The 16,028-nt window shown below is 65.6% G+C and carries 14 protein-coding genes; 10 read left to right on the top strand and 4 right to left on the bottom strand.

Annotated features, from left to right (window positions below):
* The first annotated feature begins 176 nt into the window (after positions 1-176).
* The gene (locus NRG74_RS16365; RefSeq protein WP_257704807.1) at positions 177-1,385 is read left to right on the top strand and encodes an aldose 1-epimerase family protein; all 1,209 of its coding nucleotides are present in this window, start codon (positions 177-179) and stop codon (positions 1,383-1,385) included.
* A gap of 18 nt (positions 1,386-1,403) precedes the next feature.
* Here the strand turns inward: NRG74_RS16365 and NRG74_RS16360 are convergent, their stop codons facing one another.
* A complete protein-coding gene (locus NRG74_RS16360) occupies positions 1,404-1,805 on the bottom strand; it encodes an acyl-CoA thioesterase (RefSeq protein ID WP_026083995.1) in 402 nt (133 codons plus the stop codon).
* 487 nt (positions 1,806-2,292) lie between these two features.
* Here NRG74_RS16360 and NRG74_RS16355 point away from each other — a divergent pair, with 487 nt between their 5' ends.
* From NRG74_RS16355 to gltP, 5 genes are all read left to right on the top strand, one after another.
* Entirely contained in the window at positions 2,293-3,600 is a 1,308-nt protein-coding gene (locus NRG74_RS16355) for an MFS transporter (protein ID WP_338547509.1), read from the top strand.
* 167 nt (positions 3,601-3,767) lie between these two features.
* Positions 3,768-4,967 (top strand): formaldehyde dehydrogenase, glutathione-independent, encoded by a 1,200-nt coding sequence (gene fdhA / locus NRG74_RS16350; protein WP_007159913.1) that lies wholly within the window; start codon positions 3,768-3,770, stop codon positions 4,965-4,967.
* Positions 4,968-5,111: 144 nt separating this feature from the next.
* Complete coding sequence (locus NRG74_RS16345; protein ID WP_184289017.1) at positions 5,112-5,474, top strand: hypothetical protein; 363 nt, start codon at positions 5,112-5,114, stop codon at positions 5,472-5,474.
* 67 nt (positions 5,475-5,541) lie between these two features.
* Entirely contained in the window at positions 5,542-6,372 is an 831-nt protein-coding gene (locus NRG74_RS16340) for an aldo/keto reductase (RefSeq protein WP_184289014.1), read from the top strand.
* A gap of 311 nt (positions 6,373-6,683) precedes the next feature.
* Positions 6,684-8,033 (top strand): glutamate/aspartate:proton symporter GltP, encoded by a 1,350-nt coding sequence (gene gltP / locus NRG74_RS16335; RefSeq protein ID WP_184289011.1) that lies wholly within the window; start codon positions 6,684-6,686, stop codon positions 8,031-8,033.
* A 51-nt stretch (positions 8,034-8,084) separates the two neighbouring features.
* On the opposite strand, the gene NRG74_RS16330 is transcribed toward gltP, so the two are convergent.
* Positions 8,085-8,930 carry an NAD-dependent epimerase/dehydratase family protein gene (locus tag NRG74_RS16330; protein WP_257704806.1) on the bottom strand — a complete coding sequence of 282 codons (846 nt, stop codon included), beginning with the start codon at positions 8,928-8,930 and terminating at the stop codon, positions 8,085-8,087.
* A gap of 151 nt (positions 8,931-9,081) precedes the next feature.
* Here NRG74_RS16330 and NRG74_RS16325 point away from each other — a divergent pair, with 151 nt between their 5' ends.
* The 3 genes from NRG74_RS16325 (at position 9,082) to NRG74_RS16315 (ending at position 13,556) form a co-directional block, all read left to right on the top strand.
* The gene (locus NRG74_RS16325; protein WP_007159908.1) at positions 9,082-10,014 is read left to right on the top strand and encodes a hydrogen peroxide-inducible genes activator; all 933 of its coding nucleotides are present in this window, start codon (positions 9,082-9,084) and stop codon (positions 10,012-10,014) included.
* Complete coding sequence (recG, locus tag NRG74_RS16320; protein WP_257704805.1) at positions 10,011-12,086, top strand: ATP-dependent DNA helicase RecG; 2,076 nt, start codon at positions 10,011-10,013, stop codon at positions 12,084-12,086. Before NRG74_RS16325 ends, recG begins: the two co-directional genes overlap by 4 nt.
* Positions 12,087-12,161: 75 nt before the next feature.
* Positions 12,162-13,556, top strand: coding sequence for an aminoacyl-tRNA deacylase and HDOD domain-containing protein (locus tag NRG74_RS16315; protein WP_257704804.1), 1,395 nt, complete (start codon positions 12,162-12,164; stop codon positions 13,554-13,556).
* A 94-nt stretch (positions 13,557-13,650) separates the two neighbouring features.
* Here NRG74_RS16315 and rpmG read toward each other — a convergent pair whose 3' ends face one another.
* On the bottom strand, positions 13,651-13,806 hold the full coding sequence (gene rpmG / locus NRG74_RS16310; RefSeq protein ID WP_007159904.1) for a 50S ribosomal protein L33: 156 nt from the start codon (positions 13,804-13,806) through the stop codon (positions 13,651-13,653).
* 11 nt (positions 13,807-13,817) lie between these two features.
* Positions 13,818-14,054: a 50S ribosomal protein L28 gene (gene rpmB, locus NRG74_RS16305; protein ID WP_007159903.1), complete on the bottom strand. Its 237-nt coding sequence runs from the start codon at positions 14,052-14,054 to the stop codon at positions 13,818-13,820.
* Between the two features lie 391 nt (positions 14,055-14,445).
* On the opposite strand from rpmB, the gene NRG74_RS16300 reads away from it, so the two are divergent.
* Positions 14,446-16,023, top strand: a complete 1,578-nt coding sequence (locus tag NRG74_RS16300; protein ID WP_257704803.1) for an ABC transporter substrate-binding protein — start codon at positions 14,446-14,448, stop codon at positions 16,021-16,023.
* The last annotated feature ends 5 nt before the right edge of the window (positions 16,024-16,028 follow it).

The raw sequence follows: 16,028 nt of genomic DNA, 5'->3' as shown, positions 1-16,028 counted from the left end.
CAAGTACCGAACGGTCGTTTGAATGGTAAAGGTTGTCTTTACCCATTCCTTTGATTTCCTTGAACAAACCTATACGGGAATAAGGGGTCTTGTCCCTCTTGTCGCGTCTGGAGCGGGGGTCTGCAGGCCGGCGCGGGCTGGTCTAGACTCAAGTCGACCGCTGCCAAGGGGACTTCATGATCCACGCTCGTCTGTTGTCTGGCTGTCTCCTGCTCCTTGCCAGTGCCAGCGCCTCGGCCTGGGAATACACCCTCATCGCGCCCGACAAGCCGGTGCAGAACTGGAGCATCAGCAGTGACCGCCTGGGTCTGCGCGATGGCCTGGCCTTCGCCGTCGGTGTGCATCGCCTGAGTAGCGGGCGCCAGGAGGGTTCGGTGCTGATCGAGATCGATACCGGCGCTATGCAGCTCACCGTGGTGGCGACCCGTGGCATGAATGTCCTGCGCGCCCAGGCCGGCACTCTGCGACTGGGCTGGGATTCTCCGGTACGCGAGGTGGTCAATCCGGCCTTCGTCAATCTGGAAAGCCGTAACGGGCTGGGCTGGCTGGAAGGCTTCAACGAGCTGGTGGCCCGCGCCGGCTTCGAGTGGGTCGGCCACCCGGGAATGGACCGGGGGCAACTCCTGACCCTGCACGGACGGGCCAGTTATCTGCCGGCCAGTCAGGTGGTGCTGACCATCGACGAACAGCCGCCGCACCGCATCAGCCTCAAGGGCGTGCTGCACGAAGAGGCCTTCAAGCAGGCCAACTTTCGCATCGACACCGAACTGGTCACCCACGCCGGGGCCACCGGCTTCACGCTGCACGACCGCCTGACCAACCAGGGGACGCATACCGCCGAGTACCAGGTGCTCTATCACAGCAACTTCGGTCCGCCGCTGCTCGGCGAGGGCTCACGGTTCGCCGCGCCGGTGCGGGAGGTGTCACCCTTCGATGCGCGGGCGCGTCAGGAACTGGGCGAATGGCAGGCCTATCGCGCACCCACGCCGGGCTATGGCGAGACGGTCTACAACCTCTACCCCTGGGGCGACGATCAGGGGCATAGCCTGGCGGTACTGCACGATCACAGTGCCCACCAAGGGGTGGCGCTGGCCTTCAATGTGCGGGAATTGCCGGTCTTCACCCTATGGAAGCACACCGATGCCAAGGCCCAGGGCTACGTCACCGGTCTGGAGCCGGGCACCAGCTTTTCCTACAACCGCAGCCAGCAACGGGCCCTGGGACTGGTGCCGCGCATCGAAGCCAGCGGCACGCGCGACTTCACCCTCGACTATCGGCTGCTGGCCACCGCCGCCGAGGTCCGGCAGGCGCTGGAGCAGGTCGAAGGCATCCGCCACGGCCGACCGACCCAGGTGCGCGAGGCGCCGCTGGCCCGGAAGCCCTAGCGGCAAGGCCGGCGGGTGCTAGCGCCGCGCGGGCAGGGGACGGGTGCGACCGCTACCGTCGATGGCGACGAAGACGAACACCGCCTCGGTGACCTTGCTCCACTCGCTGGACAGCGGATCGTCGCTCCAGACCTCGATGAGGATCTGGATGGAGCTACGGCCCACTTCCAGCGTGTTGGTATAGAAGGAGAGCTGTGCGCCCACGGGCACCGGCGTCATGAAGGCCATGCGGTCGATGGCCACCGTGGCCACCCGACCAGCGGCCAGACGACTGGCCATGGCACTGCCGGCCAGGTCCATCTGGGCCACCAGCCAGCCGCCGTAGATGTCGCCGAAGCCGTTGGTCTCGCGGGGCAGAGCGGTGATCTGCATGGCCAGGTCGCCCTGGGGGATGGGATCTTCTTGTTCGAGCTCTTCGATCATGACAGGGCCCTCGGGAGCCCGGATAGGTAGGTAACGTTCAGCATCTGCACGCAAGAATGCTGCCAATCTCTCTGGGGAGATCGTTAGGGGGCTACAGTATAACGCCTGGGGCAGGGCGGCTCGACCGCTTTTGCACCAGGATGGAACAGGCATAGCTCGGCAGATGAGCCCTGAATGGGCACTGAATGAATAGCGGAAATTCCTTGCGGATTTGCTATCGTGGAGACCGTGCACGGCCAGGCAATCCAGAGGGTCGTGCACGTCCGATGATCAGGTAATGATCGGTAGACCTGCTGCTGCCGTGCTCCACAAGAGCGCAGGCGGCGCGGTGCAGGTCCGGCGCCCATCCGGCGACCCGCCCGATCCCTGCCAGCCGCCCCAGGCGGACGGTCACTCGGGGCCGCGTCTTGTCCGCTACACCCGGAGGGATGCCAGAGGCCGAATTTCCTTTGCGCTCCTCTCTTGTCCGGGATCCTCGATGAAACTGCAATCCGCCTCCGCGCCGCTCACGTCGCGCCCTCTGGGCCGCAACGACTACAAGACCCTCTCGCTGTCCGCCCTGGGCGGCGCGCTGGAGTTCTACGACTTCGTCATCTTCGTCTTCTTCGCCGCAGTGGTGGGGAAGCTGTTCTTTCCCGCCGACATGCCCGACTGGCTGCGGCAGATGCAGACCTTCGGCATCTTCGCCGCCGGTTACCTGGCCCGCCCGCTGGGCGGCATCATCATGGCCCACTTCGGCGACCTGCTCGGGCGCAAGAAGATGTTCACCCTGAGCATCTTCATGATGGCGCTGCCGACCCTGGGCATGGGCCTGATGCCCACCTACGCCCAGATCGGCGTGGCCGCTCCCATCCTGCTGCTGGTGCTGCGCATCATCCAGGGCGCGGCCATCGGCGGCGAGGTGCCCGGTGCCTGGGTGTTCGTCTCCGAACACGTGCCCGGCAAGCACGTCGGCTATGCCTGCGGCACCCTGACCGCCGGTCTCACCTTCGGCATCCTGCTTGGCTCGCTGATGGCGACCCTGATCAACACCGTCTTCACCCCCGTGGAGGTGGCCGACTACGCCTGGCGCTTCCCTTTCCTGATCGGCGGGGTCTTCGGCCTGTTCTCGGTCTATCTGCGCCGCTGGCTGCACGAGACGCCGGTGTTCGCCGAGCTGGCGATCCACAAGTCGCTGGCCGAGGAAGTGCCGCTCAAGGCGGTGCTGCGTGACCACCGCAGCAGCGTGGTGCTGTCCATGCTGCTGACCTGGATGCTCACCGCCGGCATCGTGGTGGTCATCCTCATGACCCCGACCCTGCTGCAGACCCAGTACGGCTTCTCCGCCGCCCTGGCGCTCAAGGCCAACAGCCTGGCCATCGTCTTCCTGACCCTGGGCTGCATCGTCTCCGGTGCCCTGTCCGATCGCTTCGGCAGCGGCCCGGTGTTCATCGTCGGCGGTCTGATCCTGGCGGTGGCCAGCTGGGCGCTCTATGCCGGTCTGAAGATCCACCCGGAGTGGCTGTTCCCGCTCTATGCCCTGGCTGGCGCCGCGGTCGGCGTCATCGGCGGCGTGCCACGGGTGATGGTGCTGGCCTTCCCGCCCAAGGTGCGCTTCTCGGGCCTGTCCTTTTCCTACAACGTGGCCTACGCCATCTTTGGCGGCCTGACCCCCATGGTCGTCACCCTGATGCTCAAGCAGCATCCGCTGGGCCCTGCCTGGTACGTCATGGGGCTGGCCCTGCTGGGCGTGGGTATCGGCTGCTACCTGCTCAGTCGCGAGCGCCGCGCCGCCGCCCTGGCGCCCGCCTGACCCCGGCCGTTCACGCCGCCTGCACCGGCGGCGTGAACGGGTTCGCCAGGACGACCCGCCAGGGCGACCTCGGCATGGCCAAAAACGCCATCCCCACAGACGCCACGCTTCGCGAGGACTAGGCTCGGATCCCTAGAGCCAGTCCAACAACAACAGCGAGGTGCAACATGTCCGGTAATCGTGGCGTCGTCTATCTGGGCGCGGGCAAGGTCGAGGTGCAGACCATCCCCTACCCGAAGATGGAAACCCCGCAGGGCAAGCGTATCGACCACGGCGTCATCCTGCGCGTGGTGTCCACCAACATCTGTGGTTCCGACCAGCACATGGTGCGTGGCCGGACCACTGCCCCCGAAGGCCTGGTGCTCGGCCACGAGATCACCGGTGAGGTCATCGAAGCGGGCCGCGACGTCGAGACCCTCAAGGTCGGCGACCTGGTCTCGGTGCCCTTCAACGTCGCCTGCGGTCGCTGCCGCACCTGCAAGGAGCAGGACACCGGGGTCTGCCTGACCGTCAACCCCTCGCGTGCCGGCGGTGCCTACGGCTACGTCGACATGGGCGGCTGGGTCGGTGGCCAGGCCGAATACGTGCTGGTCCCCTATGCCGACTTCAACCTGCTCAAGCTGCCGAATCGCGACGCGGCCATGGAAAAGATCCGTGACCTGACCTGCCTGTCCGACATCCTGCCCACCGGCTACCACGGCGCCGTCACCGCCGGCGTCGGTCCGGGCACCAGCGTCTATGTAGCGGGTGCCGGTCCGGTCGGCCTGGCCGCTGCCGCCTCGGCCCGTCTGCTGGGCGCCGCCGTGGTCATCGTCGGCGACGTCAACCCGGTGCGCCTGGCCCACGCCAAGGCCCAGGGCTTCGAGATCGCCGACCTGTCCCTGGACACCCCGCTGCACGAGCAGATCGCCGCGCTGCTGGGCACCCCGGAAGTGGATTGCGCCGTCGATGCCGTTGGCTTCGAGGCCCGTGGCCATGGTCACGAAGGCGCCAAGAGCGAGGCCCCGGCCACCGTGCTGAACTCGCTGATGGGCATCGTGCGAGTGGCCGGCAAGATCGGTATCCCCGGTCTGTACGTCACCGACGATCCGGGCGCCGTCGACGCCGCGGCCAAGCAGGGTGCCCTGAGCATCCGCTTCGGTCTGGGCTGGGCCAAGTCCCACAGCTTCCACACCGGCCAGACCCCGGTGATGAAGTACAACCGTCAGCTGATGCAGGCCATCATGTGGGATCGCATCAAGATCGCCGACATCGTCGGCGTGCAGGTGATCACCCTGGACGAGGCACCCCGCGGCTACAGCGAATTCGATTCGGGCGTACCGAAGAAATTCGTCATCGATCCGCACAAGCTGTTCAGCGCGGCCTGATCATTGCGCTAAGGGTTTTGTCCGGGAATGCTGGCCATTTGGCATTTCTCGGGCAAAGCCTGCAGTCGTTTGCCACACCAAGGGGTCTACCCTCGCAGCGTCCGATTCGGGCGCTGTTTTTTTGGTGCCACAGACGAGGCCTGCATGACCCCGAATGTCCTTTCGACCCTTCGCCGTATCCTCCCCTCACTGCTCGTGGCGTCCGTGCTGCTGCTGGGCAGCAACCTGGCGCGCGCCGAGGGTGGGGTGTCCTTTCGCTTCGCCGAAGAAGGGCAGGGCTGGATGCTGCGCGGTCCGGTCGATGTCCTCAAGTGGCCCTTCGTCTACGACCGTAGTCGCGAGCGCGCCCGCAACACCCTGATACGGCTGGACGGCGATACCCAGGTGCGGGTGATCGAGACCCGTTCCTTCCAGCGTTGGAAGCGCATCGAGCTGCAGCGGGATGGCCGTACCGTACTGGGCTGGGTGGAAAGCTACAGCGTGCCTGAGGCCATGCGCCTCGACTGATCGGGAGCAAAAGGCCACCGCCGCCAGTCACACCTCTGGTACCCCATCCATTCCAGAGGAGCGACGCATGTCCGCGATCACCCGTCTTCAGCTCAACGACGGTCACCACATTCCGCAATTCGGTCTGGGGGTCTGGCAGACTCCGGCCGAAGAGACCGCCCAGGTGGTCAAGACCGCCCTCGACCTGGGTTATCGACACATCGATACCGCCGCCATCTATGGCAACGAAGAGGGCGTCGGCCAAGCCATCGCCCAGGCCGGTTTGCCGCGTGACGAGCTGTTCATCACCACCAAGCTGTGGAATGCCGACCAGGGCTACGACAGCGCCCTGCGCGCCTTCGACACCAGTCTGGCCAAGCTGGGCCTGGAGCATGTCGACCTCTATCTGATCCACTGGCCGCTGCCGGAAAAGGGCCTGTTCCTCGACAGTTGGAAGGCGCTGATCGAATTGCGCAACCAGGGTCGGGTGAAGTCCATCGGTGTCTCCAACTTCCGTCAGGCCGACATCGAGACCCTGCTGACCGAGACCGGCGTGGTGCCGGTGGTCAACCAGATCGAGTGCCATCCGCTGCTGCAGCAACAGGAGCTGCGTGACTTCAACACCTACAAGGGCATCGCTACCGAGGCCTGGAGTCCGCTGGCTCAGGGCGGCGAGTTGCTGGGCAGCCCAATCCTGCAACAGCTGGCGGCCAAGCACGGCAAGACGCCGGCCCAGGTGGTGCTGCGCTGGCACATCCAGCTGGGCAACATCATCTTCCCCAAATCCAAGACGCCCAAGCGCATCGAAGAGAACATGCAGATCTTCGACTTCACCCTGGACGACGATGACCTGCGGCAGATCGCCGGGCTGAATCAGGACCGGCGTCTGGGCCCGGACCCTTCCACCTTCAACGGCTGACGTGCACGGGGCGCCGCGATGAGCGGCGTCTCCGTATGCCTGGCGTGCAAGGCGCCAGTGCCTGTATGCTGCGCGGCCCTTTTGGGACCTCTCATGCCGGATCGGCATAGGGCAGGCTACAGCGGCATTAGACATACCCCGTTACCCTCTGGCAAAAGTGTGACGCCTTGGTGCTCCTCGTCCTTTTCGAGCACCGTTTCCGCAGCCTGAACGCACCCTTCGGTTGGGCGTTGCATGCGCTTTGCGCATCACGACCCGGCACGGTGACGTTCGTCCCGAACTCCATCCAAATAGAACAAAGGTGTCGGTACATGACCAAGCCCAAGCTCAGCCTCGCGTGGCAGATTCTCATCGGCCTCGTGCTGGGGATCGCCGTCGGCGCACTGCTCAACCACTTCAGCGCCGAGAAGGCCTGGTGGATCGCGAACGTTCTCAAGCCGGCCGGCGACATCTTCATCCGGTTGATCAAGATGATCGTGGTGCCCATCGTCATCGCCACCCTGGTGGTCGGCATCGCCGGCGTCGGCGACTCCAAGAAGCTCGGTCGCATCGGCCTCAAGACCATCCTCTACTTCGAGATCGTCACCACCCTGGCCATCGTCGTCGGCCTGTTCTTCGCCGACAGCGTGCAGCCCGGTGCCGGTATCGACATGAGCACCCTGGGCACCACCGATATCTCTCAGTACCAGAAGACCACCGCGGAAGTGCAGCATGACCACGCCTTCATCGCGACCATCCTCAACCTGATCCCGTCCAACGTCTTCGCCGCCATCGCCCGCGGCGAGATGCTGCCGATCATCTTCTTCGCGGTGATGTTCGGCCTGGGCCTGGGCGCCCTGCCGGAAGCCACCCGCGAGCCGGTAGTGCGCGTGTTCCAGGGCATTTCCGAGGCCATGTTCAAGGTCACCCACATGATCATGAACTACGCCCCCATCGGCGTCTTCGCCCTGATCGCGGTGACCGTGGCCAACTTCGGCTTCGCCTCCCTGCTGCCGCTGGCCAAGCTGGTGGTGCTGGTCTACGTGGCCATCGGCTTCTTCGCCCTCGGCGTGCTGGGCCTGGTGGCCAAGCTGTTCGGCTTCTCGATCTTCCGCATCATCCGCATCCTCAAGGACGAGCTGATCCTGGCCTATTCCACTGCCAGCTCGGAAACCGTGCTGCCGCGCATCATCGAGAAGATGGAGGCCTATGGCGCACCCAAGGCCATCACCAGCTTCGTGGTGCCCACCGGCTACTCCTTCAACCTCGACGGTTCCACCCTCTACCAGAGCATCGCGGCGCTGTTCATCGCCCAGCTCTATGGCATCGACCTGTCGCTGAGCCAGCAGCTGCTGCTGGTGCTGACCCTGATGGTCACCTCCAAGGGCATCGCCGGCGTGCCGGGTGTCTCCTTCGTGGTACTGCTGGCCACCCTGGGCAGCGTCGGCATTCCGCTGGAAGGCCTGGCCTTCATCGCCGGCGTGGACCGCATTATGGACATGGCGCGCACCGCTCTGAACGTGATCGGCAACGCCCTGGCCGCCTTGGTCATCGCCAAGTGGGAAGGCCTCTACGACGCCGAGAAGGGCGCCGCCTACTGGGCCGCCCTGCCGCACCTGAAGAGCACCGCCAAGGTCGAGGAGCGTCCTCAGGCCACCCGCGGCGAAGCCCTGCGTGACTGAGTGGCTAGCTAGTTGAGAACGGAGCCCGGCCTTGTGTCGGGCTCCGTCGTTTCAGCCGGCGAGAATGGCCGCGTAGCCCTCGCGATAGCTGGGGTAGCGGGGCGTCCAGCCCAGCGCCCGGGCACGGGCATTGCTGCACCTCTTGCTGCCGGCGCGGCGCAGCTGGGCTTCGGCGGACCAGAAGGTGATGCCCAGGCGCGCCCGCAGCCAGTCCACTACCTCGTCCAGCGGCGCCGGATCGTCGTCCACGCCCAGATAGAGCGCTTCCAGGGCGACCCCTTCGCGATCCCGCTGCAGCAGCAGTGCCAGCAGGCCGGCGGCGTCCTCGACATGGATGCGATTGCCATACAGCGGCGGCTCGCGGGTCACCCGGGAGCCTTCGCGCACCTGGCGCAGCAGCGCCTCGCGGCCCGGGCCGTAGATGCCGGTCAGGCGGACCACGGTGGCGGGCAGGCCGCTGCCCAGCGCCAGGTCTTCCGCCTCGCGCAGGAGGCGTCCGGAAAAGCGCTCGGGTTCGGCAGGGGAGGTCTCGTCGACCCAGGCGCCGTCGACCTGGGCATAGACGCCACTGCTGGAAACGAACAGCAATCGCTGCGGACGCTGGTCGCAGGCGGCCAGCCAGTCCAGCAGGTGGCGTAGGCCGTCGACATAGGCGGCGCGATAGCCGGCTTCGTCATGGTGGGTCGCGGCGGTGGCATAGACCACCTGGTCGATGGGCTCTCGCGGCCAGGCCGTCGGTGGCATGGCGTCGGCCAGATCGCCCGCCACCGGCAGCAACGCGGCGGGGAGGGCGGCGACGTTGCGCCTGAGGCCGAAGACCCGGTGGCCCTGGGCGACCAGTTGCAGGCCGAGACGGCTGCCGACATCGCCGCAACCGGCGATCAGAATGGTGCTCATCGGTGTTTCCCTCTGCAAAGGCCTGGACAGACGGCCAGGGTAGCCTGAGCGTACCCGCGGTCCAACCAGAAGGCGCAGGCAGCTGCCCGTCGCGCTTGGCCGTTGATAGAGACAGCCGCTAAGATTGCCTGGCCACCCATGGAATTTGACTATGACCCTGACTGAACTGCGCTATATCGTCACGCTCGCCCAGGAACAGCACTTTGGCCGAGCTGCCGAGCGTTGCCACGTCAGCCAGCCGACACTGTCGGTGGGCGTCAAGAAGCTCGAGGACGAGCTGGGCATTCTGATCTTCGAGCGCAGCAAGAGTGCCGTGCGCCTCACCCCTACCGGCGAGGGCATCGTCGCCCAGGCGCAGAAGGTGCTGGAGCAGGCACAGGGCATCCGCGAACTGGCCCAAGCCGGCAAGAACCAGCTCACCGCGCCGCTGAAGATCGGTGCCATCTATACCATCGGGCCCTATCTCTTTCCGCACCTCATCCCGCAGCTCAACCGGGTGGCGCCGGAGATGCCGCTGTACATCGAGGAAAACTTTACTCACCTGCTGCGCGACAAGCTGCGCACCGGTGAGCTGGACGCCGTCATTCTCGCCCTGCCGTTCAACGAGCCGGACGTCCTGACCCTGCCGCTGTACGACGAGCCCTTCTACGTGATGATGCCGGCGCGGCACCCCTGGACCAAGCTCAAGGCCATTCCACAGAACCAGCTCAGCGACAAGAGTCTGCTGCTGCTGGGCGAGGGTCACTGCTTCCGCGATCAGGTCCTGGAAGCCTGTCCGACCGTGCGCAAGCACGAGGAGAACAAGAATTCCACGGTGGAGTCCTCTTCGCTGGAAACCATCCGCCACATGGTGGCCTCCGGCCTGGGCGTCTCGGTGCTACCGTTCTCGGCGGTGGAGAGTCACCACTATGCGCCGGGGATCATCGAGGTGCGCCCCTTCGAGCGGCCGGTGCCCTATCGCACCGTGGCCATCGCCTGGCGCGCCAGCTTTCCGCGGCCCAAGGCCATCGAGGTGCTGGCCGACTCGGTCCGCCTGTGCTCGGTGGCGCGGCCTGAAGCCAAGGGCGTCGTGCAGCCGGCATGAGTGAACTGGCCGCGACGCCGGTCACCGCCCTCAAGGGGGTCGGCGCTGCCCTGCAGGAAAAGCTCGCGCGGGTCGGTCTGGAAACCTTGCAGGACGTGCTCTTCCACCTGCCGCTGCGCTACCAGGATCGCACCCGCATCGTGCCCATTGGCGCCCTGCGGCCCGGTCAGGACGCGGTGGTGGAGGGCATGGTCGCCTCCGCCGAGGTGCTCATGGGCCGCCGCCGCAGCCTGCTGGTGCGCTTGCAGGACGGCAGCGGCACCCTGTCGCTGAGATTCTTCCACTTCAGCCAGGCGCAAAAGGACGGGATGGCTCGCGGCACCCTGCTGCGCTGCTATGGCGAGGTGCGTCCCGGTGCTTCCGGCCTGGAGATCTATCACCCCGAATACCGCGCCCAGGACGAGAACGCCCCGGCGCCGGTCGAGCAGACGCTGACGCCCATCTACCCGACCACCGAAGGCCTCACCCAGCTGCGCCTGCGCCAGCTCAGCGCCCAGACGCTGGAACGGCTCGGGCCCGAATCCCTGCCCGACTGGCTGCCACCGGAGATGGCCGAGCACTATCGCCTGGGGCCACTGGCCGATGCCTTGCGCTATCTGCACCGACCGCCGCCTGATGCGGACCTGGAAGAGCTGGCCGAGGGCCGCCACTGGGCCCAGGAACGGCTGGTCTTCGAAGAATTGCTGACCCACCAGCTGTCCCTGCAGCGCCTGCGCGAGACCCTGCGCGCCCAGCGCGCGGTGCCCCTGCCGGCGGCCCGGCGGCTGCCCCAACGGTACCTGGACAACCTCGGCTTCAAACCCACCGGTGCCCAGCAGCGCGTCGGGCGCGAGATCGCCCATGACCTGGCCCAGCCCGAGCCCATGCTGCGCCTGGTGCAGGGCGACGTGGGCGCGGGCAAGACGGTGGTCGCCGCCCTGGCCGCCCTGCAGGCCATCGAGGCCGGCTACCAGGTGGCGCTGATGGCGCCCACCGAGATCCTCGCCGAGCAGCACTTCCTCAACTTCCAGCGCTGGTTCGCCGCTCTGGACATCGAGGTGGCCTGGCTGGCCGGCAAGCTCAAGGGCAAGGCCCGCGCCAGCTCCCTGGAGCGCATCGCCGCCGGGGCACCCATGGTGGTGGGCACCCATGCGCTGTTCCAGGACGAGGTACGCTTCGCCCGCCTGGCCCTGGTGGTGATCGACGAACAGCACCGCTTCGGCGTGCAGCAGCGCCTGGCCCTGCGCCAGAAGGGCGTCGACGGCCGTCTCGCGCCGCACCAGCTGATCATGACCGCCACCCCCATCCCGCGCACCCTGGCCATGAGCGCCTATGCCGACCTGGACACCTCGGTGCTCGACGAGCTGCCGCCGGGGCGGACGCCGGTCAATACCGTGAGCGTCACCGACAGTCGCCGCGAGGAAGTGGTGGAGCGGGTCCGCGCCGCCTGCCATGAGGGGCGCCAGGCCTACTGGGTCTGCACCCTGATCGAGGAATCCGAGGAGCTCACCTGCCAGGCGGCCGAGACCACCTACGAGGAATTGCAGCTGGCCCTGGCCGAACTGCACGTGGGGTTGATCCACGGGCGCATGAAGCCGGCGGAAAAGGCCGCGGTGATGGCCGAGTTCAAGGCCGGCAATCTGCAGCTGCTGGTGGCTACCACGGTGATCGAAGTGGGCGTGGACGTGCCCAACGCCAGTCTGATGATCATCGAGAATCCCGAACGCCTGGGCCTGGCCCAGTTGCACCAGCTGCGTGGCCGCGTCGGGCGGGGCAGTGCGGTCAGCCATTGCGTGCTGCTGTTCCATCCGCCGCTGTCGCAGATCGGCCGCGAACGCCTGGCCATCATGCGCGAGACCAACGACGGCTTCATCATCGCCGAGAAGGACCTGGAGTTGCGGGGGCCCGGCGAGATGCTCGGCACGCGCCAGACCGGCCTGCTGCAATTCAAGGTGGCCGATCTGATGCGCGATGCCCACTGGCTGCCGGCGGTACGCGACGCCGCCCAAGAGCTGCTGGCACGCTGGCCAAGCCATGCCGCTCCGCTGCTGGAGCGCTGGTTGCGCCATGGGCAGCAATACGGCCAGGTTTGACAAAGCTTATACAGACGACGCTACCTACGGAGCCGAATGGTTATACTCCAAGGCGTACGTGAGGAAGAAAATGCCATGACCGATGTAGCGCTCGCTTCGCCCCTCCCTGAGGTCCCTCCTTCGATCCAGCAGTTGCTCGCCCAGTTGAACCTGGCCTATCGGCCGGTCCCGGCGACGACGCGTCAGCCGCAGGCGAACCGGGTGCACACGGTGCTCTTGAGCGACAGCGTCGGCATGCTGCTGGTGCTGTTGCCCGAGAATCAGCTGCTGGACCTGCGCCGGCTGGTGGAATTCACCGGGCGGCAACTGGCGGTGGTGGCGCCGGAGCGGCTGATGCGGACCCTGGAGCGCTACGAATTGGACGTCCTGCCAGGGTTGCCGTCGCTGACCAATTCCCCCTGCCTGTATGACGAGCGCCTGCTGGAGGCACCGCGCCTGCTGTTGGAATCCGGTGAGCGCTCGCTACTGTTGGAAGTGGAAACATCTGACTATCGCTGTCTGCTGAGTCAGGCGACCGCGGGCAGCTTCGGCATCCCGGCGGCCGGTATCCAGCCGAATCTGCGGCAACCGGAGCGAGACGAAGCGGAAATCCTCCATGCCGCCACCGCCTTTACCGCGCGGCGCATCCGCCAGCGTCTGGAAGAGACCCTGGAGATTCCGCCCCTGTCCAAGACCGCGGAAAAGGTCATCAAGCTGCGCGTCGATCCCGAGGCCACGGTGGACGATCTGGCCAATGTGGTGGAGACCGATCCGGCCCTGGCGGCCCAGGTGATCAGCTGGGCGGCTTCGCCCTACTATGCCGCACCCGGCAAGATCCGCTCGGTGGAAGACGCCATCGTGCGGGTGCTGGGTTTCGACCTGGTGATCAACCTGGCCCTTGGCCTGGCCCTGGGCAAGACCCTGAGCCTGCCCAGCGACCAGGCCCAGCAGGAAACGCCCTACTGGAAACAGGCTATCTACACTGCTGCCCTGATCGAGGGCCTGGCGCGCGCCATGCCGCGCGCGGAGCGGCCGGAAATGGGCCTGGCCTACCTGGGCGGCCTGCTGCACAACTTCGGCTACCTAGTGCTGGCCCATGTCTTTCCGCCGCACTTCTCGCTGATCTGCCGCCACCTGGAGGCCAACCGCCAGCTGGATCACCAGGTCATCGAGCATCACCTGCTTGGCATCACCCGCGAGCAGATCGGCGCGGCCCTGATGCGCTGCTGGGAGATGCCCGAAGAGGTGGTGACGGCGCTGCGCTTCCAGGGCGACCCGGCCTACCAGGGCGAGCAGGCGGTCTATCCCAACCTGATCTTTCTCGCGGTGCAGCTGCTGCGCGGCGAAGGCATCGGCAACGGCCCCGCGCAGGCCATTCCCGAGGATCTCTATGCGCGGCTGAGCATCGATCCGGCCAAGGCACGGGAATGCATGCAGAAGATTCTCGGCGCCGAAGCCGCCCTGCGCGAGCTGACCGGCCAGTTCAAGTAAGCCGTTGATCAGGCTCCGGCGGCGCCACCGCCGGGCCAGACGGCAGGCAACAAAAAACCCGCCGAGGCGGGTTTCCTGTTCAAGGGGCGATCAATTACTTGATCTTGCCTTCCTTGTACATGACATGCTTGCGCACGACCGGATCGAATTTCTTGATTTCGATCTTTTCGGGCTTGGTGCGCTTGTTCTTGTCAGTGGTGTAGAAGTGACCGGTGCCGGCACTGGAAATCAAACGGATCAATTCACGCATGACGAATCCCCTTAGAATTTTTCGCCGCGGCTACGCAGCTCGGACAGTACGGTTTCGATACCGCGCTTGTCGATGATACGCATGCCCTTGGCAGAAACGCGCAGACGCACGAAGCGCTTCTCGGATTCTACCCAGAAACGGTGATGCTGCAGATTCGGCAGGAAACGACGACGGGTTTTGTTGTTAGCGTGGGAAACGTTGTTCCCAGTAATCGGACCCTTACCGGTTACTTGGCAAACTCTCGACATGGCTCAGCCCTCATAAACCTCATGCCAAACCCGGCATGGGTTGGCCGCTTGTAACTGTATTGATTCCTGTTTTGACGGGGAGAGCCGGCAAACGCCGGGGACCTGAAGCGGCCATACCCCGAAAAAAGAGCGCTGTTTTATACCAGAAGCACCCAGGGATAACAAGGTAGGGCGACGGATGAAATGCCTACGGACCGGCCGCCGTGTGGGCCTGGCCGGAATGTCAACCGTTCGTCGGTGAGAAGCATTGTGACGGACGGACGGGTGGTCTAGTTTAGAGCGCGTGCCACACTCAATCCACGTCCGCCAGACGGCCGCCCACAGCGCCCTGTCAGCCGCTGCCCGCTAAGCGTGTGTCGTCTGCCCACCTCGGATCTACAAGGAATCGTTCATGCGTTTCGCCGCCTTGCCTCTGCTCTTCGCGCCCCTGCTGGCTCAGGCCGCCACGCTCAGCGTCTGCACCGAAGCCAGTCCGGATGGATTCGACGTGGTGCAATACAACTCCCTGACCACCACCAACGCCTCGGCCGATGTGCTGATGAACCGGCTGGTGGAATACGACGCCAGCGAAGCCAAGCTGGTGCCGAGCCTGGCGCAGAGCTGGACGATCTCCACGGACGGCCTGACCTACGACTTCGCCCTGCGCCCGGACGTGAAGTTTCACCAGACCGACTACTTCACCCCCAGCCGTACCCTGACGGCCGACGACGTGGTGTTCAGCTTCCAGCGCATGCTGGACAAGGATCATCCCTGGCACGCGGTGGCCAAGAGCGGCTATCCCCATGCCCAGTCGATGCAGTGGCCCAAGCTGATCAAGCGCGTGGAAAAGACCAGCGACCTCGGCGTGCGCATCGTGCTCAACAGCCCGGACGCCACCTTCCTGCCGACCCTGAGCATGGGCTTCGCCTCCATCTATTCCGCCGAATACGCCGCTCAGCTGCTCAAGGCCGGCAAGACCGCCCAGCTCAACGACGAGCCCATCGGTACCGGTCCCTTCGTCTTCAAGCGCTATCAGAAGGATGCCGTGGTGCGTTACGCCGCTAATCCGGACTACTTCGCCGGCAAGCCCAAGCTGGATGGCCTGATCTATGCCATCACCCCCGACTCGGCGGTGCGCCTGCAGCGACTCAAGCGCGGCGAATGCCAGATCGCCCTGTCACCCAAGCCCCAGGATCTGCAGAGCGCCCATGAGGACAAGAGCCTGCAGGTGCTGCAGACGCCGGCCTTCATGACCGCCTTCGTGGGTATCAACACCACCCATCCGCCGCTGGACAACATCAAGGTGCGCCAGGCCATCAACCTGGCCTTCGACAAGCAGAGCTATCTGAAGGCGGTGTTCCAGGACACCGCGGTGGCGGCGGACAATGTCTATCCACCCACCACCTGGGGCTACGCCAAGGACGTGCCGGCCTATCCCTATGACCCGGCCAGGGCCAAGGCCTTGCTGGCCCAGGCGGGGCTGAAGGATGGCTTCAAGACCACCATCTGGACGCGCCCCAGCGGCAGCCTGCTCAACCCCAATCCGCAACTGGGCGCCCAGATGCTGCAGGCCGACCTGAAGAAGATCGGCGTCGATGCCCAGATCCAGGTGATCGAATGGGGCGAATTGATCCGCCGCGCCAAGACCGGCGAACACGATCTGCTGTTCATGGGCTGGGCTGGCGACAATGGCGACCCGGACAACTACCTGACACCGCAATTCTCCTGCGCCTCGGTGCAGTCGGGGCTGAACTTCACCCGTTATTGCGACAAGACCCTGGATGGCGCCATCAGCAAGGGCAAGACCCTGTCCGACCAGATGGCGCGGGCCACGGTGTATCACCAGGCGCAGCGCATCATCCACGACCAGGCGCTGTGGCTGCCGCTGGCGCATCCGACGGTAACGGTGCTGGCCAAGAGCGGCGTCGAGGGCTATCAGCCCAATCCCTTCGGACGGCAGGACTTCAGCAAGGTCAGCGGCGGTCGCTAGGACCG

It is taken from the genome of Pseudomonas oryzihabitans (genome assembly GCF_024652905.1).
GTDB lineage: Bacteria > Pseudomonadota > Gammaproteobacteria > Pseudomonadales > Pseudomonadaceae > Chryseomonas > Chryseomonas benzopyrenica.
The sequence above is the reverse complement of the archived record's forward strand: the minus strand, read 5'-3'. Positions and strand labels throughout refer to the sequence as shown.

What these genes read in the sequence shown, in the direction of transcription:
- NRG74_RS16365 (WP_257704807.1), top strand. Translation starts at nt 177, where the DNA reads ATGATCCACGCTCGTCTGTTGTCTGGCTGTCTCCTGCTCCTTGCCAGT.
- fdhA (WP_007159913.1), top strand. Translation starts at nt 3,768, where the DNA reads ATGTCCGGTAATCGTGGCGTCGTCTATCTGGGCGCGGGCAAGGTCGAG.
- NRG74_RS16345 (WP_184289017.1), top strand. Translation starts at nt 5,112, where the DNA reads ATGACCCCGAATGTCCTTTCGACCCTTCGCCGTATCCTCCCCTCACTG.
- NRG74_RS16340 (WP_184289014.1), top strand. Translation starts at nt 5,542, where the DNA reads ATGTCCGCGATCACCCGTCTTCAGCTCAACGACGGTCACCACATTCCG.
- gltP (WP_184289011.1), top strand. Translation starts at nt 6,684, where the DNA reads ATGACCAAGCCCAAGCTCAGCCTCGCGTGGCAGATTCTCATCGGCCTC.
- NRG74_RS16330 (WP_257704806.1), bottom strand. Translation starts at nt 8,930, where the DNA reads ATGAGCACCATTCTGATCGCCGGTTGCGGCGATGTCGGCAGCCGTCTC.
- NRG74_RS16325 (WP_007159908.1), top strand. Translation starts at nt 9,082, where the DNA reads ATGACCCTGACTGAACTGCGCTATATCGTCACGCTCGCCCAGGAACAG.
- recG (WP_257704805.1), top strand. Translation starts at nt 10,011, where the DNA reads ATGAGTGAACTGGCCGCGACGCCGGTCACCGCCCTCAAGGGGGTCGGC.
- NRG74_RS16315 (WP_257704804.1), top strand. Translation starts at nt 12,162, where the DNA reads ATGACCGATGTAGCGCTCGCTTCGCCCCTCCCTGAGGTCCCTCCTTCG.
- rpmG (WP_007159904.1), bottom strand. Translation starts at nt 13,806, where the DNA reads ATGCGTGAATTGATCCGTTTGATTTCCAGTGCCGGCACCGGTCACTTC.
- rpmB (WP_007159903.1), bottom strand. Translation starts at nt 14,054, where the DNA reads ATGTCGAGAGTTTGCCAAGTAACCGGTAAGGGTCCGATTACTGGGAAC.
- NRG74_RS16300 (WP_257704803.1), top strand. Translation starts at nt 14,446, where the DNA reads ATGCGTTTCGCCGCCTTGCCTCTGCTCTTCGCGCCCCTGCTGGCTCAG.